Genomic DNA, 20,629 nt, shown 5'->3' with positions numbered 1-20,629 from the left:
TTAAATGAATAGCATTGTGATATTAGAATAAATTCATAGATGAGTATAAAAATAATCTAGGTGAAGTAAATCTAGATCCTATAAATCAAGCAATAAAAAAGCCCCAATCTTTCGATTAGGGCTTTTTGAATTTGGAGCGGGAAAGGAGACTCGAACTCCCGACCCCAACCTTGGCAAGGTTATGCTCTACCAACTGAGCTATTCCCGCGGAGTCTACCCAGTTTTTTAAATAAAAAACCGAATCAAAAAAATTTGGAGCGGGAAAGGAGACTCGAACTCCCGACCCCAACCTTGGCAAGGTTATGCTCTACCAACTGAGCTATTCCCGCGGAGTCTACCCAGTTTTTTAAATAAAAAACCGAATCAAAAAATTTTGGAGCGGGAAAGGAGACTCGAACTCCCGACCCCAACCTTGGCAAGGTTATGCTCTACCAACTGAGCTATTCCCGCGGAGTCTATCCAATTTTTTAAATAAAAAACCGAATGAAAAAATTTGGAGCGGGAAAGGAGACTCGAACTCCCGACCCCAACCTTGGCAAGGTTATGCTCTACCAACTGAGCTATTCCCGCGGAGTCTACCCAGTTTTTTAAATAAAAAACCGAATCAAAAAATTTTGGAGCGGGAAAGGAGACTCGAACTCCCGACCCCAACCTTGGCAAGGTTATGCTCTACCAACTGAGCTATTCCCGCGGAGTCTATCCAATTTTTTAAATAAAAAACCGAATGAAAAAATTTTGAGCGGGAAAGGAGACTCGAACTCCCGACCCCAACCTTGGCAAGGTTATGCTCTACCAACTGAGCTATTCCCGCATGCGGTGTATAATACAGCAACAGATAGTAGGGTCAAGATTTTTCTGCAAAGTCGACGACTAATTGCATAAAATAAAGACATATTTATTAAAAAAAAGTAAAAAAATTGAATTTCTAGCATTTGGTTTAACTTACTTTACCCAAAACGAAGCAAAAGCATTGCGAATCAACCAAGCGAAATAAAGATAATCCGTTATACTAAAGCGAGATCAAGATAAATTTTGGGGGTACAACATGAACCTAGAACAACAACTCACAGAGCAATTAAACTTGCTCGAACCTACACATTTAGAAGTTATCAATGAGTCTGCTGGTCATGGTGGATATTTCCCAGGTAAAGAATCACATTTTAAAGTGGTCATTGTGAGTGAGCAATTTGCAGGCTTGCGTTTAGTGCAGCGTCATCAAAAAGTTTATGCCGTTGCGAAAGCATTACTTAGCCCTGAAAAAATTCACGCTTTAGCAATTCATGCCTATATTCCAAGTGAATGGCAAGGTCAAGCGCCTGCAAGTCCTGAATGTGCTCATGCACCTAAAGTTTAAGATTTAGGGTCATAAAATGGATGCACATTTAATCGTAAAAATTATTCACATGACCAGTGTTGCATTGGCACTATTGGTTTTTGTATTACGCGCATTAACATTATTTGTTGGAACACAGGGGCAACAGCCGAATCCAAATGGTCGGGTGGCTTTTGTTGCGTTGCAACACTTAAGCTATACGGTTGTGGTCGTTACAGGTGTTGTTTTACTGTTTATGAACCACTTTAATGTACAACCGTGGTTTTACGCAAAAATAATACTTTTTCTTGTATTACTGTCATCGCAAATTAAAGCCTATAAAAAAGATGAGAATATTCTTCTCGCACAACGCCGTGCAGGTATTGTCGTTGGGGCGATTGCTTTTATTGGGCTGATCGCTTTAGTGATGATTAAACCAGTTTTTGGCTGATTGTTAGACATGAATTTCACAGTTATATAGTGTCTAGGTTAAACTATATACAGGCTTAAAAATAAAGACATTTTGGGAAAAATTGTATGTTGACTCGTGTGGTATTTAATCAAAAAGGCGGTGTCGGGAAGTCAAGTATTGCGGTCAATCTGGCGGCTATTAGTGCTTATCAAGGTTTTAAAACTTTAGTGATTGATTTAGATCCACAAGCCAACTCAAGCCAATATCTTTTGGGTGATGATGCGACCTATTCAGCAGATAAAACTGCATTAGAACCGAATATTGAAAATTTTTATGACGATGTATTGGGAAATAATCAGCAAAAAGGTTTAATTGGTAATGCCATTGGCTCTTTATTAAAATCTAAAAATAAAGGTTTTGAGCAATATATTCATCGTTCACCTTTTAAAGATTTAGATGTATTACCTGCAAGCCCAAGTTTGGGTAATTTAGAGCATGCTCTAGAATCTAAACATAAGATTTACAAGCTACGTGATTCTATTCAAAGCCTAGTAGGGCAATACGATCGTATTTATATCGATACACCGCCTGCATTTAACTTCTTTACATTATCTGCACTCATTTCGGCAGATCGAGTGTTGATTCCATTCGATTGTGATGTATTCTCAAAACGTGCTTTACAAACATTGATTGAAAATGTGATCGAAACCCAAGATGATCATAATCAACGTCTTGAAATCGAAGGAATTGTGGTTAATCAATTTCAAGCACAAGCAAAATTACCGCGTGAAGTGGTACAGCAGTTAAAAGATGAAGGCTTGCCTGTTTTGGAAAATATGTTGCCACCTTCAGTATTGATGAAAGAGTCGCATCATAAAAATCTTCCATTAATTCATTTGGCTACAGATCATAAATTGACTCAAGCCTATCAGGCGTTGTTCAATGAGATAGATAAGAAATAAGATCGAGAAATATATGAATACTTCGAATACGGTTGCTTATAAATTCGCTAAATTAATAAAGCTATCTGCAGTTGCAGCGACGACGATTCTAGTCACAGCTTGTGCAACAACGGTAAAACCGACCTATGTGTCTCCAACGCAATATCAAGCCATGAATTGTGCGCAGTTGGCGGGAGAGTTTGACCGTATCCAGCAGTATATTAACAATGGCGTTCAACCTGCAAAAAGTACAGGCGTTGGTGTAGGCCTCGGTCTTGGTGGCGGTTGGGGCAGTGGCGGTGGCTGGGGAATAGGTCCAAGTATTTCTGTGAATATGGGACAATCTTCCAATACCAAAAATACAGAATTGTCTCGTCTTTATGGTGAGCAAGATGCTTTGTCTCAAGCTGCTCAGTTTAAAAATTGTCCTTATGTACCGAAACGCCAAGTTGCTCAGAAGTAATCTTTTTATAAATCAATATTTATGAATTTTATCTTTTGATTTAAATAAAAAAGCCGATGAATAAACATCGGCTTTTTGTATTTGTGTTTCTATATTTTGTCTGTATTTGAGCAGAATTGCTTATTTATGCACAGCACCTTTATTCTTATCAAAAAACTTATGGCGTATATAACCAATAATTCCAGGTAAAACGCTGATAATAATAATACCGAAAATTAAATGGGTAAAATTATCTTTGACAATCGGCATATTACCGAATAAATAGCCCAATGTAATAAATGAACCAACCCAACAAATTGCACCAATCACATTATAAGTCAGGAAGAATTTGTAATTCATGCTACTCGCACCTGCAACGAAAGGCGCAAAGGTACGTGCAAAAGGAATAAAGCGGGCAAAGATAATGGTTTTTCCACCATGGCGATCAAAAAACTGAGATGTTTTAACCAAATGTTCTTTATTGATAAATCTTGATTCGATCTCGAAAACTCGAGGGCCGATATATTTACCTATATGATAATTCACCGTATCGCCCAGTACTGCGGCAATAAAAAGCAAAATAATCAAAACAACAGGATCCATTGCACCTGTTGACGCTGCCAATGCACCAGCTGCAAAAAGTAAACTATCCCCCGGTAGGAAAGGCATAACGACCAAACCCGTTTCTACAAAAATAATCAGAAACAAAATACCGTAAACCCATACCCCATAATTGGTAATAAATTCAAAGAGGTGTTCATCTACGTGCAAAATAAAATCAATCAGATCCATAAGGCAAAAACTATGCGAAATTGTGCACAAATCCTAGCAGTGTGTGCTGTGAAAGTCAGTATTAAAACGTAAATAATTAAAGGCAAAAATTAAACTTTTTAAGCGTTCTATTTATAAGACGATGAGTATGATTATGAGTATTTCTAAAATTTTTAAACAGCGCTAATATGAGTACATATTTTAGACAAATTCAAAAAGGGTCACAAAATGTTTAATCCAAATGTCATCGTAAAAAACATCGTCAGTCAACCAAATACGGATGGTGCTTTAGCTTTAATTGCACGTTTACTTATCGCATTTATTTTTCTAGCTGCTGGTTGGGGGAAAATCACAGGTTATGCAGCAACAGTAGGTTATATGGAGTCGATGGGTGTACCAGGAGCTTTATTACCGTTAACCATTTTAGTTGAATTTGGAGGTGGCTTAGCCTTGTTATTTGGCTTTCAAGCACGCTTTGCTGCTTTTGGCTTGGGTCTATTTAGTATTATTACTGCATTTATATTCCATGATGGTGCGCAAGACATGATTAATTTTATGAAAAATTTAGCAATGGCGGGTGGTCTATTCTTCTTAATGTTACATGGCGCAGGTAAATTCAGTCTTGATCATGTGATTGAAAAATAATTTTTAAATTCTAATTTTTTTGATGAAGGCCAGATTTTTATCTGGCTTTTTTATGTTCTTAATTCAATTCAAGTCGATTGAAATCACTCAAAAGGAATGAGCAACTTCTGAATAATATTCAATAAATTTTGAAAATCTAGTGAAGTTGATGGAATGGTGTGCGTCTAGCGTATAAAAATGATAGAATATGGCGCTTATATTCATTTGCCTGCATAGTTGTTTACCCATGACTACCAATACTCAAATTACTGAAGACCGTATCCTCATCTTGGATTTTGGTTCTCAATATAGCCAGCTTATTGCACGCCGTGTACGTGAAGCTGGTGTATATTCTGAAATGTATGCTTTTGATATGTCTGAAGAAGACATTCGTGCATTTAACCCTAACGGTATCATCCTATCAGGTGGCCCTGAAAGTGTGCATGAAGAAGGCAGTCCACGTGCGCCAGAAGTTGTATTCAATTTAGGTGTACCTGTATTGGGTATTTGCTATGGTTTACAAACCATGTCAGAACAACTTGGCGGTAAAGTAGAGCCAGGTACAGTTCATGAATTTGGTTATGCAGCTGTTGACGTTTTAGAGCGTGATCAATTGCTTGGTGATTTGAATGATGGTGACAACAAACTCAATGTTTGGATGAGCCATGGCGACAAAGTGAGCGCGATTCCAGCAGGTTTTAAAGTTACAGCAAGCACGCCAAGTTGCCCATTTGCAGCAGTGAGTGATGAAGCTCGCCGTTTCTATGGTGTACAGTTCCATCCTGAAGTTACACATACTGCAAAAGGTGCAGAGTTATTGTCTAACTTTGTACATAGCATTTGTGGTTGTCGTAATCTTTGGAACTCGGAAAACATCATTGACTTACGTGTTGAACAATTACGTCAGCAAATTGGTGATCAAAAAGTTCTGTTAGGTCTTTCAGGTGGCGTGGATTCATCTGTTGTTGCTGCACTTTTACATAAAGCGATTGGCGACCAACTGACTTGTGTATTTGTAGACAATGGCTTACTTCGTTTAAATGAAGGCGAGCAAGTGATGGACATGTTTGCGAAAAACATGGGTATCCGAGTGATTCGTGCTGATGCTGAAGAGCGTTTCTTAACTGCGCTTGCAGGTGAAGTTGATCCTGAGAAAAAACGTAAAATTATTGGTCGTGAATTCATCGAAGTTTTTGCTGAAGAAGCACGTAAGCTTGATGGCGTAAACTTCCTTGCACAAGGGACAATTTACCCAGATGTAATCGAATCTGCTGCGACTAAAAATGGTAAAGCGCATGTGATTAAATCACACCATAATGTGGGTGGTTTACCAGAAGATTTAGCTTTTGAATTGGTTGAGCCGATTCGTGATTTGTTTAAAGATGAAGTACGTCGTTTAGGGACTACTTTGGGTTTACCGCATGAAATGCTTTATCGTCATCCATTCCCAGGTCCAGGTTTGGGCGTGCGTATTTTGGGTGAAGTGAAAAAAGAATATGCAGACATTTTACGTCTTGCAGATGACATCTTTATGCAAGAGCTTCGTGCAAGTGGTTGGTATGATAAGACTGCGCAAGCCTTTGCTGTATTCCAACCTGTGAAATCTGTAGGTGTGGTGGGTGATGGTCGTCGTTATGCATGGGTCATCGCACTTCGTGCAGTGGAAACTGTAGACTTTATGACAGCGCGTTTTGCACATCTTCCTTACGATCTTGTGGATAAAATTTCGACTCGTATCATGAACGAGATCAAAGATGTTTCTCGTGTGGTGTATGACGTTTCTTCTAAGCCACCAGCAACGATTGAATGGGAGTAAAACTGGGGTTTCAAGCAGCAACGCTGCTTGCCAGTTTTACGCCAAGCGCTCTGCGCGCGGCAGTGGGATTTTAATTGAAAAGCCGACTTAGGAAAAAGTCGGCTTTTCGTTGTTTGGGAGTGGAAAATTGAATATTTAATTTTTTAAATGTTTTACATAAGCGGTATTATGTCATTTTAAAGTTTATAAATGATACTCATGGAATTTTTCATATTTATTTTATCTATTATTGCTATGATTGTTTTCTTTAAAATTAAGAAAAAAAAGCATAAAGTAAAAAATATTTCTAAGTTAATTGAATACACATATAAATTCACTAACCCTCAAAATCCAACAATTTCTTTTGACGATGTTTTCTATTCGGATTTGGAAAACTACATTAATAGAAATTACAACATCCATATTTTAGAAAGAAAACAAGATTCTGTTATATTTACAACCCAAATAAATAATGTAAATTACAAGGTATTTGCAACTAAATTTATCAATAATCAGCTTGTTATTGGTGTTTCAACTATAAATTAAGGGGAGAATAATGATAATTGGGATAATTGTAGCTAGTATAGTTTTGTATTTAGTCATTTCTTCTTACTTCAAAAAGCATAAAGACGCTGATGAGAAAACTCTAAGACCTATGCCTGAGTGGGCAATTATATCTAATAGCTCTACACAAAATAATAGAGAAAGAATGAGTTATAGCCTAGTAATTCAAGCTGGTACTATTCTTGAAAAGCTTAACGTTATTTCTTTAAGCCAGCTTAGAACTTTAATGCTTAAACCAGGGTTAAGTAAATCTAACTTTGTATTATTAATCATGAATTTAGCTCCAAATATTATTCCTGAGAATCAACAAGAAGTTTTGAAAAAAACCTTCTATGAAAAACAGGCTAGGGTATATCTAGCAACATGTATAGAAATGGTTCTGATCTATGGTGATACTAATGATTTGGAAAATATATTAATTCAAGCCTGTAGTAAGCCTATAGATTGGATATGAATAAAACTCTAGAATTCTCATGTAACATAATGGGTATTATCTAAAACGCATCTTAATTTTTTATATTACTAAAAATTTCTCAGAGCTCTTATATCTTATCCCTTAAATTCATTATTTATCAAAATATTGAAATCTATTTTCACATCCCAACTTTACAAAAGATATATTAAGATATATCTTAATAGCCATTAAAGATACAGATGTAAAAGCAAATGATCGAAGAACAGCATCATCATGGGCGCCGTGGGCGTTTGTTTGAAACGGGGCGAATGAAGCTATTGGTCTTGCATTTAATCCAACAATCACCGAAGCATGGTTATGAAATCATTAAAGAAATTGGTGATTTAGTGGGTGGTGGGTATAGCCCAAGTGCGGGAACAATCTACCCAACACTGAATTGGTTAGAAGATATGAGCTTTGTCACTGTAGAACCCACGGAAAGTGATCGTAAGCAATATCATATTACACAGACAGGTATTGCACATTTACAACAACAGCAAACGATCACACAAGAACTACTTGAAAAATTGCAAACCCGAAGAGAGATACACAACAACGATCAACTTTTAGATATACATCGTGCGATGGAAAACTTAAAAACATCCTTACGTTTAAAACTGAAAAATCAAGATTTCAACCCTGAGCAAGTTCGACAAATTGCTGAAAAAATTGATCAAGCGGCTGTTGAAATCACCCGTCTTTAAAACTGAAATCGAGAGAAGAATATGAAACAACATCAATACCATGTCACAGTACAACACCTTGCCGATGCACAAGGCAACCCATCCACTTATACAGAAAAACTAGAATTTGATGTCGGAAATCATGACGATATTTTTGTGATATTACAACGACTACAACAAGCTGAATTATTTGATGAACAAACCACGAAATCCTTTGTAGTCGGTTTAAAGCTGTTTGGAGAAGTGATGTTAGAAAATAAAAATCATGCGTTATTTAAAGATTTTTTACCGCAGTTTGGGCAGTTTATGAAACACCTCAAACAGCATGTTAAGAAATAACGCATGTTGAATAAACATATTGATGGAATGAGAAGAAAATGCAGAAAAACCAAACCATGATGATTGGCAAGATTCCAAAACTACCTGCAAAATATGCAACTTGGATTATGCCATTACTCCTTTCGTGCCTAATGAGTGCAGCAATTTCGATGTTTAATCTTTGGAAAAACCTAGGCGTGATCGATGGATTCTTTTCCAAATGGTTCCCCATTTGGCTGCTTTCATGGGCGATTGCCTACCCAACAGTGCTGATATTCTTACCAATCGTTCGCCGATTAACCGGTTTAATTGTAGATCTTACGCCACCAGAAGTACCCAAATAGTTCTTTTGAGTGACAAAGCCTATTCAAAATAGTCTTATTTAAAATATAAAATGGGTAATGGATTACTCTCTCAAAGATTGAGAAAAATATGCTGTACACAAAGGCTTTTATTCTTAAAATAAAAAAATATTTACAACAAAAACAAAACTACTATTGTCCTATAGATAATATTCAGCGTATTAAGTTAGTTATAGGTTAATACGGATTTAGCCTTTATGATCAATACAATCAAATGATGTTAAATAAGGACTATTGGCATTGAATAATCTAAAGATAGATACATTGCCATTAGCCCCTAGACATCCTAAGCTGATGGACAACTTTAGGATAATAAAATGACCAATAGTAACTATACTGAAATTTCCAATTCTGATGATTGTGAAAAATATGTAAATCAATTCATACAAGATTTTCAGATTCGTTCTGCGGAAATAGGCAAAGGCACTGTTATTAAACGCGCTTTACCCAGTCGTCAAAAACGTATGATTGGCGCATGGTGTTTTCTAGATCATGCTGGTCCTGTCACTTTCCCCCAAGGTGATGGTTTAGATGTTGGCCCACATCCGCATATCGGGTTGCAGACCTTTACATGGTTGATTGAAGGAACCATGATGCATAATGACAGTATTGGTTCTGAGCAGTTAATTCGACCAAAACAAGTCAATCTAATGACGGCAGGGCATGGTATTTCACATACTGAAGTCGCACCCGAAACTGAAACAAAAATGCACGCGGCACAACTTTGGATTGCCTTACCTGACGATAGAATCAATATGGCACCGCAGTTTGATCATTATCCAGTCTTACCTGTCGTTGAGCAGGACAATGTTGAATTTACCGTATTGGTCGGTGAATTCAAGGACACGATTTCTCCAGTAAAAGTACATACCGAATTGGTTGGTGTTGATTTATATGCAAAAGAATCGACCAGTACACGTATTCCGCTCAATCCTAAATTTGAATATGGATTCTTAGCGTTAGAAGGTGAGGCGGTCATCAATGGTCATGAATTAGACAGTGACAATATGGTGGTGCTAGAACCTGGTATTAGCCATATCGAAGTACAGCTGCATAAAGGTTCACGTTTATTGTTGATTGGTGGCGAGCCATTTGAATCACCAATTCTACTGTGGTGGAATTTTGTTGGTCGTACGCAAGAGGAGTTGAAAGCTGCAACTGAGCAATGGATTAATCAAGATGCGCGGTTTGGTACGATTCCAGAATACGATGGACCACGTTTAGAGGCACCTGCTTTCCCAGATAATATGCGAGCTTCAAAGTAAATATTGGCGAAAATAAAGACAAGGAAAATAACATGGCAGTCATTTCAAGTGCAAAAGTAAAAACCTTTCCTGAACAATGGTCAGGTGAAATCATGAGTGGTAAACATCGATTCATTACAGATAAACCAGAGTCAATTGGCGGGCAAGATAAAGGGCCTGCACCTTATGATTTTGTCTGTTCGGGTCTGATCTCTTGCACCATGATTACGTTACGTATGTATGCAAAACATAAAGAGTTTGATTTAGGTGAATTTACTGTTGAAGCTTTTTTTAATGCCAATAAAGAGGGCAAAGAATGGATTGAACGTCGTTTATCCTTCGTTGAACCTTTGTCAGATGAGATGCATCAAAAGGTTTTAGACATTTGTCAAAAAACACCTGTGACCAAGACTTTATTACGCAGCTTGGAAATCAATACCTCAATTATCTGATTTGATTCGCGTAAATAAGAATGACACTTTGTATAAAAACAATGTGTCATTTTTTTATGTGAATCCGTTATAGTCGATATACAAAATTGAGGTCACAAAAATGATTACACTGCACCACTTAGAACAATCACGTTCTTTAAGAATTTTATGGGCACTTGAAGAATTAGGTGTCGAATATCAAGTTAAATTTTATAAGCGTTTGCCTACTTTTGCAGCGCCACCAGAATTAAAACAAATCCATCCTTTAGGCAAAGCGCCTGTTTTGACTGATGGTGATTTAGTTATCGCTGAATCTGCAGTTATTTTGGAATACTTACAAGCCACCTATGATACCGAAAACAAATTTAAGCCACAGAATCCTAAAGATTTAATGCAATACAATTACTGGATGCATTATGCAGAAGGTTCTTTGATGCCTTATTTGGTCATGACTTTAGTGATGAGTAATGTACCGAAGCATGTCCCATTTTTAATTAAACCGATTGCCAATAAAATTTGCGATGGGGTAAAGGGTGGTTTTATCAATCCACGCTTAAAAGAACATGCTGCTTTTTTAGAAAATTATTTGTCTGAACATGAATATTTTGCAGGTGATTTTTCTTTTGCTGATATCCAAATGAGTTTCCCTGTCGTTGCGATGCAAGAGCGAGTTAAAGCCAATAATCCTCAAATAGTAGCTTATGCACAAAGAATTCAACAACGTCCTGCATTTCAAATCGCCAAAGCAAAAAGTAATTTTTAGAGAATGGTGTGGATTTGCTCAGTGGTGTAATGAATTTGAATATGGTTTTCTTAGCGGGTGCATCGGGTAATACCGAATTTTGGCAACCTGTAATCAAGCAATTACCACAACAATATGAGAAGGTCGCCATTGCTTATCCAAGCTTTGGTGGTCATTCTGACCATGTTGCTGTACAAAGCTTTCAATCACTGCAAGAGTATGTACTTGAGCACATTCAAAAACCATCGATTGTTGTTGCACAATCTATGGGAGGAATTTTTGCAGTGCAAGCAGCTTTGCAGAAACCACAGCAAATCAAGACATTGGTCTTGGTTGCAACATCAGGCGGGATTGATTTAAGCCGTTTTGATGTAGCAGATTGGCGAGAAGAATATCAACAAACTTTTGCTGTACCTGATTGGTTTGTTCAGCATCAGTCCAATTTGGAGGATTCGCTTGATCAAATCACTTGTCCGGTACTGTTGATTTGGGGAGATGTAGATCCAATTAGTCCTGTAGCCGTGGGGCGGTATTTACACAGTAAAATAGTGAACTCGGAATTGCATATCATTGAAAATGGGCAACATGACTTAGCCGAAGTTTATTCGGATCAAGTTGCTGAGTTAATTCAGAATTTTTTAATCAAGCATTCTCTTTGAAATAATCAATACGTAAAAAAGGATGCCGAAGCATCCTTTTTGATTCATTTATGAATGATTCATTAATTGCGTTTAACCACAATTGAATCAATTCCACTGTGTTGCAAAGTTTGTTGTGCAATGACAGCCGTATTTTGTGAATCATAAGGCCCTGAAATCACACGATACCAAGTTTTACCCCCTTCAGAGCTTTGTACAACATCAGCAGATAAACCATTGAGAATAATTTCTGCACGACGAGCATCTGCCGCATCAGGATCATCATAGCTACGCACTTGTAAAATGTATTCTGGTTGAGCTTGCACAGGTGTTGCAGCTTGCTCTGAACCATCAACGCCAACATTAACATCATTCGATTGAGATGGTGCTTCAACAATCACAGGCTGCTGCTGAGTTTGTGTTTCAGGCACAGCTTGATCAGGAATCGGTGTGACTTGTTGTTGTGGCAACAAATCATAGAAACGGTAATCTTTGTTGGTATCTTCCTGATAATGCTCAGAAGTGATTTCATTTCGAGGTTGCACAGGTGCCCACGGTTTCCAGAGCAATAATGCAACTGCAAAACTTAACACGATTAATATGACGACGAGCATACCCAGCCATTTCGGAATCAAAGGCTGTTTAGGTTTATTCGGTCGTTCCGACACACCGCGTTGCGTTTTTCCAAACACGTGGACTTCCTCTTATTCTTTACATGCTTTCAGGCGCTGATACGCCAAGCAATGTTAAACCATTTTTTAATACTTGTTGTACATTTAATGATAACAATAAACGTGCTTGTGATAACGTAACATTTTGATCATCAATGAATTTAACACCATCTTGTGCATACCAACCGTGGAATAATGCTGCAAGTTCTTTCAAATAATTCCCCACTTGGTGTGGCTCGTAATTATTTGCTGCACGTACCATCACTTCAGGATAAGCTGCAAGCTTAGCTAAGATTTCAGTTTCAGATTCAAGTGTAAGCTGTTCTGCATTTTCACGCGCAGTTGCTACATTAAAATCGATACCCGCCGTACCCGCTTTTTGCAAAATACTTTGAATACGTGCATGCGCATATTGAATGTAATATACGGCATTGTCTTTACTTTGTGAAACAGCAAGATCTAAGTCAAAATCAATGTGTTGTTCAGATTTACGCATCACATAATAAAAACGAGCAGCGTCATTACCCACTTCTTTACGCAGATCACGCAAAGTCACGAATTGGCCAGAACGAGATGACATTTGCACCATCTCACCGCCACGCCATAAGCTCACAAACTGCACTAAAAGTACGGTTAGTTTCTTCGAGTCATAACCCATCGCATCGATTGCTGCTTTCACACGCGTAATATAGCCGTGGTGGTCAGAACCCCAAATGTCGATTAGGTCAGTGTAGCCACGTTGTAACTTATTTAAATGGTAAGCAATGTCAGATGCAAAATAAGTGGTTTGTCCGTTACGACGTTTTACAACACGGTCTTTTTCATCACCAAATTCAGTTGATTTAAACCAAATATTGCCATCTTTTTCGTATAAAAAACCACGCTGATCAAGCGTTTGCAAAGCTTCATCAATTTTTTCTATGAGAGAGTCTTCGCTAAACCATTGGTTGAACGTAACGCCAAACTCACCTAGATCATCTTTAATATCATCTAAAATGGCATGTAAAGCGGCTTGATGGAAAACACGATAGCCTTCGCCAATTAATTTTTGTGAATTAAAAATTAATCCATCAATGTGTTTTTCTTTATCACCTGAAACAACAACTTTATTGCCTTCGGCATCAAGTTCTTCTGCATATTGAACATCTTCAGGAACATCGAGGTAAACATCAGCAACAGGGCGTACATAAGCATCGCCATCTTTGTCGATAATGGTTTGTGCGATTTCTTTTACATAGTCGCCTTGGTAAGCATTTTTAGGGAAAACTAAAGTTTGACCTGTAAGTTCCAAGTAACGTAAATAAGTCGATGTCGCGAGGATGTCCATTTGACGACCTGCATCATTGACATAATATTCACGATCAACTTTTGCACCTGTTGCTTCAAGTAAATTCGCAACAGTCATACCATAAGCCGCACCACGTCCATGACCTACATGTAGGCTTGACGTCGGGTTTGCAGAAACAAATTCAACTTGAATTTTCTTTGCTGCATTGGCTTGAGTTTTACCATATTGGTCTTTTTGCGCTTGGATTTGATCCAAAACAGCAAAACGCTGGTCAGCATTCAAAAAGAAATTGATAAACCCCGGGCCTGCGATTTCTGCTTTAGAAATATCGATGACTTCAGGAAGGTTCGCTAAGATTTTTTCAGCTAGATCACGAGGTTTCATACCCGCTGCTTTAGCGCCAATCATCGCAATGTTTGAAGCGAAATCGCCGTGGCTTCGGTCTTTCGTTCGCGTCAAAGTACTACTGTTATTCCAGTCAGATGGAAGTATCCCTTCAGCTTGTAGGGATTGCATTGCATGATCAAGAGCTGCTTGTATGGCCGTATTCATAATCTATCGGAAAATAAATGTCGCAGAAAAACGCTAAATATAGCAAATTTCGAAGGCTTTAGGGGAATGCATTTGTATAGAATAAAAGGTATTCGATCTGAAATATTAAGCAATCAAGACCAAGCCTACTTTTATTGACTTGTTTAAATCGTATAAAGGTATTTTTTCTTTATTGCTTATCGTATTAAAAATTAAAATTAATTAAATAAAAACAATGTTTTATCATTTGTATTTTTAAAGTTATTTATTCCAAATCCTCTAATCATTCTCTACACGTTACAGGCTTATTTAAAAGTTCAGAATGAGCATTTTCAAATGTATAAAGTTTTGAATTGTTAAATATTTTAATCATTTTGGCTTTTTCCAGTGCTTTTTTAAACAAGGGCATTTTTTTCGCATTAATCAAATCAAATGGATTGCCATAATTTTTATTATCAACTAAGAATTGACTTTGACCTGCTTGAGGATCATGAGCTTTGAGTAGGTCTTTGCCATCTTTATTCTGAATAGTAAAGCCTGACTGTTGTGAAGAAATTTTACAATTTAGTCGAAAATACAGCATGTTGCCATCAGTCGATTTATTTTGGAGGGTATAAATACCTTGTAGATCATTTTCAATATACACCCACTGGCCTGTAGGCATATTGAGTGTCATTTGTTCTAATTTTTCAAGCGTTGCTTTGCTGACATCAACCACACCTTGCTGATCTATTTCAGGGGCTTTAGTTTCACCTAAACCCACCAGATTTTTAACTTTATCTGTGGTTTTGGTTACTCCCGTAGACACTTTTTGAACAGTTTGACAGCCCGAGCAAAGTAGCATTGTGCTAAAAATGAAGATATTTAATTTAGAATTCATATTGTTATTGGTTTTTAATGTTTTAATCACATAGATAAAATAAATCTAAAGTGGAAGAAAATCAATGATTGGTTAAAATATCTAACAAATAAATACAACATCTTTTCACGATGAAAGAGGCTATTTTCAATTAAGCAGTGCATGATGAGCGATCATCTGAGCATTACTTTAGGGTAGAAAATAACTAAACTTAATTTATCAATTTGTAAAATACTCTAAATATCATTATCACGCATCTAAATACCCATTTCGTGAAAAATAGGCTTAAGCTTATATGCGACAAAGGTCTTAGTTAAGCAAAATACCGAAGTTGAATAGATTGTTGACTTCAAAATGAGAATGGAAATGACAACGGAAAATTTGAAAAAACACCCTTTATATATTCCTTATGCAGGAAATACCTTGCTGGAACTCCCACTGTTAAACAAAGGTTCGGCATTTACAGAAGAAGAGCGAATTCGATTTAACTTGCATGGTTTGATTCCTCAAGTGATCGAAAGTATCGAAGAACAAAGCCAGCGCTCATATCAGCAATATTGCTCATTTAGTGAAGCAATCAATAAGCATATTTATTTACGAAATATTCAAGACACCAACGAAACTCTTTTTTATCATCTTATTGAGAATCATCTTAGTGAAATGATGCCAATCATTTATACACCGACAGTGGGTGAAGCCTGTCAGCGTTTTTCTGACATCTACCGCCGTCATCGCGGTATATTTATTTCTTATGCAGATCGTCAACACATTGATGACATTTTACATAACGTAAATCGTAAAAATGTCAAAGTGATTGTGATTACAGATGGCGAGCGTATTCTTGGATTGGGTGACCAAGGGATTGGTGGAATGGGAATCCCGATTGGTAAATTATCGCTTTATACCGCATGTGGTGGTATTAGTCCTGCCTATACATTGCCTATCACACTCGATGTTGGAACCAATAACCCACAGCTTTTAACTGATCCAATTTATTTGGGTTGGAATGAGCCTCGAATCAATGGTGAAGAATATTATGGTTTTGTTGATGAAGTCATTGCTGCAATAAAACGTCGTTGGCCAAAAGCGTTGATTCAGTTTGAAGATTTTGCTCAAAAGAATGCTATGCCTTTACTTGAAAAATATCGTGATAAAATCTGTTGTTTTAATGATGATATTCAAGGTACTGCTGCAGTTTCAGTCGGAACTTTGATCGCTGCGAGTCGTGCAGCAGGAAAACAACTGAAAGACCAAAAAGTTGCATTTCTTGGCGCGGGTTCAGCAGGCTGTGGTATTGCAGAGCAGATCGTTGCGCAAATGGTGGCAGAAGGTTTAACAGATGCTGAGGCACGTGCTCAAGTCTTCATGGTCGATCGCTTTGGTTTAATCACAGAGAATCAGCCAAATCTCTTAGATTTCCAACGTAAATTGGCACAAAAAACTGATCAAGTTGCACATTGGGGCAATGCAGAGGAAATCATTTCATTACTCGATGTGGTGAAAAATGCGAAACCTACTGTGTTGATTGGTGTATCGGGTCAACCGGGTTTATTTACTGAAGAAATCATTCGAACTTTGGCAGCAAACTGTGAATATCCAATAGTTTTACCATTGTCTAACCCAACATCACGCGTTGAAGCTGTTCCTGCGGATATTGTTGAGTGGACAGGTGGAAAAGCTTTAATTGCGACGGGTAGCCCATTTGCACCAGTGAATTATCAGGGACAAATTTTTAATATTTCGCAGTGTAATAACTCTTATATTTTCCCAGGTATTGGTTTAGGTGTTATTGCGGTTCAAGCGACACGTGTGACGGATAATATGCTGATTGCTTCAAGTACAGCACTGGCAGATTGTTCACCAAAACTACAAGATAAAAATGCAGATTTATTGCCTGATTTGAATGAATTGCAGCAAGTCTCTCGAATTATTGCTTTCAAAGTAGCCAAAGCAGCCATTGCAGATGGTGTTGCAGCATTGATCAGTGATGAGCAATTACAACAAAATATTGAAAAGAATTTTTGGAAACCTGAATATCGCGATTATAAGCGAGTTCCTTTCTAAAATTTATTGATAGGTATGCATGAGGGAGCAGCTATTGCCCCCTTTGTTTTGTAAAACTTAAAAATAATTCGAATTTCGATCTTTTTTTAGAATAATTCATTTGTGTTTTGATTTTTTATTATTTAATATGGCTACAAATATAATTTACCATTAATAATTAAAATGCTTAGAAATATTAATATCTTATTAGAACGTTTTGGCTTAGGAATGCAAAAAAGGGCAATTCATGTTCAATTTTCAAACCCAGTACTCAATGCCAATGTGTTTTTACAATGTATCCAAGGTACGCAGCACATCAATCAAGGTTTGAAGGCAGAATTACTGTGTCTTTCGACCAATGCAAATATTGCGTTAAAACAATTTATTGGTTGCCAAGTTGCTGTAGATCAAGTGACAGATTTTGGTGAGTTGTATCGAACAACGGGGATTGTGACGGGAGCGAGTCAAGGTCAAAGTGATGGTGCTTTAACTGTTTATAAGATCACACTCGAAGATGCAACAAGCTTATGGCATAAACGTCGTAATAGCCGCGTTTTTATGAATAAAAGTGTGGTGGAAATTTCAGAAATTTTATTCAAAGAATGGCAAACGAAAAGCGCATTATTTGCATCAAGCTTAAGTCTAGATTGTAGTGGCTTAAGGAAAGACTATGATATACGGCCGTTGATTGTACAGATAAATGAAACCGACCATCAACTTTTAACACGTCTTTGGCGGAGTGAGGGTTTGAGCTGGCTTATTGATGAGTCAGCTTCTATTGTTCCTATTTCTGCAGCTCAAATTCAAGCTCAGAAATTACGTTTAATTGATGATAATTCACAATATAAGGCGATGCCAAGACGAAATATTCGCTTTCATCGCAGTCATGCGACTGAACGGTTTGACACGATTACCAGTTTAATCGCACAACGTTCAATTCAATCTACAGCGATTCAGGTTCAGCGTTGGCAAGCGGATTATTTACTTCAAGATCAAACCTATACAACGTTGAGTCATCATCAACACAGTGAACAACAAGACAATGAGACCTTAAGTCTAGAACAAGCATGGACACTTAGCCCTGCATGGACGAGTGATCTCAACGGTGAAGATCAAACGACGAGGTCAAGCTCTGTACAATTGGATAAACTAAATACTCAACTCACCCAATACCAAGAATTGCAATCCAAATATTTTACTGCAATCAGTTCAGTCCGAGATGCGCAGGTCGGTTATTGGTTTGAGCTCAAAGAGCATCCTGAAATAGATCAACATGAGTCTTCTGATCGAGAGTTTTTAATCACAGGTAAGACATTTTATAACCAAAATAATTTACCAAAAGAACTATATGATCAGCTCTCCAAATTACTCAATTTGAGCTATTGGAATCATTTAATCAAAGATCAGCGACAGGCCAATGAGTTGTCTTTGGTACGTCGTAAAATTCCAATCGTTCCTGAGTACAATCCTTTAGTTCACCGTCCTGCAGTATTTCCACAACGTGCCAAAGTCGTCGGACCAGAAGGTGAAACGATTTATGTAGACCAATGGGGACGTATTAAAGTTCGTTTTTTATTTACTCGTACAGATGACAACTGGCACGATTGTGGTGCAGGCTCTAATGACAATGATACAGATTCTGCTTGGGTCGATGTACTGACGCCATGGGCGGGCGAAGGTTATGGCACAAGGTTTCATCCTCGTATAGGTGAAATCGTTGTGATTGATTTCTTTGATGGCAATGTAGACCGACCATTTGTGGTGGGACGTTTGCATGAAGCAGAGCGTTATCAAACGAAGTTCGATGGCAAGGGGCAGCTCCCTGATACCAAAAAGCTCAGCGGTATTCGTTCTTCAGAAGTGAATGGCTCAGGTTTTAATCAACTTCGTTTTGATGATACTACAGGACAGATCAGTGCTCAGTTGCAGAGTAGTCATGCAGCGACTCAATTGAATTTGGGAAATCTAAGCCATCCGAAAGATAAAGCAAGTAGTGATGGTCGTGGTGAAGGTTTTGAATTGCGTACGGATGCTTATGGTGCAGTGCGAGCTGGCAAAGGAATGCTGATTAGCACCTATGCGCAGGAAAATGCACTTGCTGAGCATTTGGAAGCAGCACAAGCTCAATCTTTACTGAAACAAGGTGCTGATAGCATGAATATGCTCAGTGAAATTGCAGCAAAGCAGCAAACTGATGCGTTGAATGTATTGAATCGACTGCCAAAACTGATCAATTCTTTAGAGTTGAAAGGTGCTAATCAAGCGCTTCAAGCAACTGTTGGATTATTTAAAAATGCGGTGAGTCGCGATCCAATTTCAGCTTTGAAGGACTGTGGTGGCTTTATTGATGATATTCAAAAATTTGGCACGGACTCTGAAAATATTGTCGATGAATTTAAAGATTTTTTTGATGAAGCAACAGAGTCTGTTGATAACTTAAAAGCTTTTATTGGAAACATGGAAGAACATGGTTCAGACCTGTTAAAGGTCAAACTTACGGGTTTAAAAGACCAATTAGATTCTGACCCTTTTGCTGGATTAAAAGCCTTAGGTAAAGTCATTACCCATGTTGAAATCAAAGATTTTGATGTGATGAGCCCATGTGGAACATTTAGCAAAGGCAGTAAATTGGATGTTAATCCAATGCAGGCGCTCAATTCTTTACAGGGTTTTATGGATGGATATACCCAAGATTTAGAGAATAGTGATGATGAAAAGGATCAAGCACAAGGCAAGATTTTCCGTCAAGCGTTGATGTTATTGGCTTCTCCCAATGGTATTGCTTTAACCACACCAGAAGACATCATTTTACAAGCTTCTCAAGATATTGCTGAAAGTGCTCAAGGTTCGATTAATTTAAGTGCACAGAAGAATATAGTGGCTCATGCGCTGGAGAGGCTGAGTTTGTTTGCGGCTGAAAAAGGTATAAGTGCTTATGCAGCCAAAGGTCCAGTCAAGGTACATGCTCATGACGATTTGATTGAAATGATTGCAAAAAAAGTCATTAAGCTGATTACGACTGAAGGCAAGATTGAAATGATAAGCACACAAGAGATAGACCTTAAGGCTGGTGGCTCACAACTGATTATTAATAAAGATGGTATTTTTATTAATACTGGTGGTTATTTCAAAATTAAAAGTGGACAGCATGTATTTGAAAGTGGGGCAAAGGTATTTTATGACGTGCCTGAGTTACCTAAGGCTGGACCATATGTCGTTGATTTTTTATTCTCAAGTTTGGCTGGCTCGGGAATTGAAAATGCAAAAATTCAAATGTTTGATCCTGAAAATAAAGAAATTATTTGGGAAGGAGTCACTAATTCTAACGGTAGAAGTGAACTATCTATACAAAGTGAATCTAAGCGCTATGAGGCTTTGATTGGTTTTGATGGCTGGTCAAGTATTTTTGAAGATGAAGATCAGTTTGATGAAGAAAATGAGGATGATTTTGATATTGGAGAGCATGGAATACAAATTGAATTAGATAGTGAAAAAGAATAGGTA

The 20,629-nt window shown here is 37.6% G+C and carries 21 protein-coding genes and 6 tRNA genes; 17 read left to right on the top strand and 10 right to left on the bottom strand.

All coding sequences use genetic code 11. From position 1 onward, the window contains the following. Window positions 1-132: 132 nt before the first annotated feature. The 6 genes from CDA10_RS14190 to CDA10_RS14165 all read right to left on the bottom strand — a co-directional run bounded on the left by CDA10_RS14190 (window position 133) and on the right by CDA10_RS14165 (window position 811). Window positions 133-208: transfer RNA gene (locus CDA10_RS14190), tRNA-Gly, on the bottom strand. A gap of 45 nt (window positions 209-253) precedes the next feature. Beyond that, window positions 254-329 (bottom strand) — tRNA-Gly (locus tag CDA10_RS14185). Window positions 330-374: 45 nt separating this feature from the next. Then, window positions 375-450, bottom strand: a tRNA-Gly gene (locus CDA10_RS14180). Window positions 451-494: 44 nt separating this feature from the next. Continuing rightward, a tRNA-Gly gene (locus tag CDA10_RS14175) sits at window positions 495-570 on the bottom strand. A 45-nt stretch (window positions 571-615) separates the two neighbouring features. After that, window positions 616-691: transfer RNA gene (locus CDA10_RS14170), tRNA-Gly, on the bottom strand. Between the two features lie 47 nt (window positions 692-738). Further along, window positions 739-811: transfer RNA gene (locus CDA10_RS14165), tRNA-Gly, on the bottom strand. A 234-nt stretch (window positions 812-1,045) separates the two neighbouring features. On the opposite strand from CDA10_RS14165, the gene CDA10_RS14160 reads away from it, so the two are divergent. From CDA10_RS14160 to CDA10_RS14145, 4 genes are all read left to right on the top strand, one after another. After that, a complete protein-coding gene (locus CDA10_RS14160) occupies window positions 1,046-1,354 on the top strand; it encodes a BolA family protein (protein ID WP_089606227.1) in 309 nt (102 codons plus the stop codon). 16 nt (window positions 1,355-1,370) lie between these two features. After that, a complete protein-coding gene (locus CDA10_RS14155) occupies window positions 1,371-1,763 on the top strand; it encodes a SirB2 family protein (RefSeq protein WP_089606226.1) in 393 nt (130 codons plus the stop codon). A gap of 86 nt (window positions 1,764-1,849) precedes the next feature. Continuing rightward, complete coding sequence (locus CDA10_RS14150; protein ID WP_089606225.1) at window positions 1,850-2,686, top strand: ParA family protein; 837 nt, start codon at window positions 1,850-1,852, stop codon at window positions 2,684-2,686. A 13-nt stretch (window positions 2,687-2,699) separates the two neighbouring features. Beyond that, complete coding sequence (locus tag CDA10_RS14145; protein WP_089606224.1) at window positions 2,700-3,128, top strand: hypothetical protein; 429 nt, start codon at window positions 2,700-2,702, stop codon at window positions 3,126-3,128. A 120-nt stretch (window positions 3,129-3,248) separates the two neighbouring features. On the opposite strand, the gene CDA10_RS14140 is transcribed toward CDA10_RS14145, so the two are convergent. Next, on the bottom strand, window positions 3,249-3,899 hold the full coding sequence (locus tag CDA10_RS14140; RefSeq protein WP_089606223.1) for a DedA family protein: 651 nt from the start codon (window positions 3,897-3,899) through the stop codon (window positions 3,249-3,251). A gap of 207 nt (window positions 3,900-4,106) precedes the next feature. On the opposite strand from CDA10_RS14140, the gene CDA10_RS14135 reads away from it, so the two are divergent. The 11 genes from CDA10_RS14135 to CDA10_RS14085 all read left to right on the top strand — a co-directional run bounded on the left by CDA10_RS14135 (window position 4,107) and on the right by CDA10_RS14085 (window position 11,754). Next, complete coding sequence (locus CDA10_RS14135) at window positions 4,107-4,523, top strand: DoxX family protein (protein WP_089606222.1); 417 nt, start codon at window positions 4,107-4,109, stop codon at window positions 4,521-4,523. A gap of 226 nt (window positions 4,524-4,749) precedes the next feature. Then, complete coding sequence (gene guaA, locus CDA10_RS14130) at window positions 4,750-6,318, top strand: glutamine-hydrolyzing GMP synthase (RefSeq protein ID WP_089606221.1); 1,569 nt, start codon at window positions 4,750-4,752, stop codon at window positions 6,316-6,318. A 198-nt stretch (window positions 6,319-6,516) separates the two neighbouring features. Further along, window positions 6,517-6,843 carry a hypothetical protein gene (locus CDA10_RS14125; RefSeq protein WP_089606220.1) on the top strand — a complete coding sequence of 109 codons (327 nt, stop codon included), beginning with the start codon at window positions 6,517-6,519 and terminating at the stop codon, window positions 6,841-6,843. Window positions 6,844-6,853: 10 nt separating this feature from the next. Beyond that, window positions 6,854-7,315, top strand: coding sequence for a hypothetical protein (locus CDA10_RS14120; protein ID WP_089606219.1), 462 nt, complete (start codon window positions 6,854-6,856; stop codon window positions 7,313-7,315). Between the two features lie 212 nt (window positions 7,316-7,527). Beyond that, on the top strand, window positions 7,528-8,019 hold the full coding sequence (locus CDA10_RS14115) for a PadR family transcriptional regulator (protein WP_089606218.1): 492 nt from the start codon (window positions 7,528-7,530) through the stop codon (window positions 8,017-8,019). A 21-nt stretch (window positions 8,020-8,040) separates the two neighbouring features. After that, a complete protein-coding gene (locus tag CDA10_RS14110; protein ID WP_089606217.1) occupies window positions 8,041-8,337 on the top strand; it encodes a DUF3861 domain-containing protein in 297 nt (98 codons plus the stop codon). 38 nt (window positions 8,338-8,375) lie between these two features. Next, a complete protein-coding gene (locus CDA10_RS14105) occupies window positions 8,376-8,660 on the top strand; it encodes a DUF2798 domain-containing protein (protein ID WP_089606216.1) in 285 nt (94 codons plus the stop codon). 335 nt (window positions 8,661-8,995) lie between these two features. Next, window positions 8,996-9,943, top strand: coding sequence for a pirin family protein (locus tag CDA10_RS14100; RefSeq protein ID WP_089606215.1), 948 nt, complete (start codon window positions 8,996-8,998; stop codon window positions 9,941-9,943). A gap of 32 nt (window positions 9,944-9,975) precedes the next feature. Next, window positions 9,976-10,374, top strand: a complete 399-nt coding sequence (locus CDA10_RS14095) for an OsmC family protein (RefSeq protein WP_089606214.1) — start codon at window positions 9,976-9,978, stop codon at window positions 10,372-10,374. A 100-nt stretch (window positions 10,375-10,474) separates the two neighbouring features. Beyond that, entirely contained in the window at window positions 10,475-11,116 is a 642-nt protein-coding gene (locus CDA10_RS14090) for a glutathione S-transferase family protein (RefSeq protein WP_089606213.1), read from the top strand. A 35-nt stretch (window positions 11,117-11,151) separates the two neighbouring features. Beyond that, window positions 11,152-11,754, top strand: coding sequence for an alpha/beta fold hydrolase (locus CDA10_RS14085; protein ID WP_089606233.1), 603 nt, complete (start codon window positions 11,152-11,154; stop codon window positions 11,752-11,754). Between the two features lie 62 nt (window positions 11,755-11,816). On the opposite strand, the gene CDA10_RS14080 is transcribed toward CDA10_RS14085, so the two are convergent. From CDA10_RS14080 to CDA10_RS14070, 3 genes are all read right to left on the bottom strand, one after another. Continuing rightward, a complete protein-coding gene (locus tag CDA10_RS14080) occupies window positions 11,817-12,425 on the bottom strand; it encodes an SPOR domain-containing protein (protein ID WP_089606212.1) in 609 nt (202 codons plus the stop codon). 19 nt (window positions 12,426-12,444) lie between these two features. After that, entirely contained in the window at window positions 12,445-14,244 is a 1,800-nt protein-coding gene (gene argS / locus CDA10_RS14075) for an arginine--tRNA ligase (RefSeq protein ID WP_089606211.1), read from the bottom strand. A 262-nt stretch (window positions 14,245-14,506) separates the two neighbouring features. Beyond that, complete coding sequence (locus tag CDA10_RS14070) at window positions 14,507-15,103, bottom strand: hypothetical protein (protein WP_089606232.1); 597 nt, start codon at window positions 15,101-15,103, stop codon at window positions 14,507-14,509. 345 nt (window positions 15,104-15,448) lie between these two features. Here CDA10_RS14070 and CDA10_RS14065 point away from each other — a divergent pair, with 345 nt between their 5' ends. Together CDA10_RS14065 and CDA10_RS14060 are read left to right on the top strand one after the other, a co-directional pair. Next, window positions 15,449-17,146 (top strand): NAD-dependent malic enzyme, encoded by a 1,698-nt coding sequence (locus tag CDA10_RS14065; protein ID WP_089606210.1) that lies wholly within the window; start codon window positions 15,449-15,451, stop codon window positions 17,144-17,146. 162 nt (window positions 17,147-17,308) lie between these two features. Further along, a complete protein-coding gene (locus CDA10_RS14060) occupies window positions 17,309-20,626 on the top strand; it encodes a type VI secretion system Vgr family protein (protein ID WP_089606209.1) in 3,318 nt (1,105 codons plus the stop codon). The last annotated feature ends 3 nt before the right edge of the window (window positions 20,627-20,629 follow it).

The sequence above is a fragment of the Acinetobacter piscicola genome, assembly GCF_002233755.1.
Lineage (GTDB): Bacteria > Pseudomonadota > Gammaproteobacteria > Pseudomonadales > Moraxellaceae > Acinetobacter > Acinetobacter piscicola.
The sequence above is the reverse complement of the archived record's forward strand: the minus strand, read 5'-3'. Positions and strand labels throughout refer to the sequence as shown.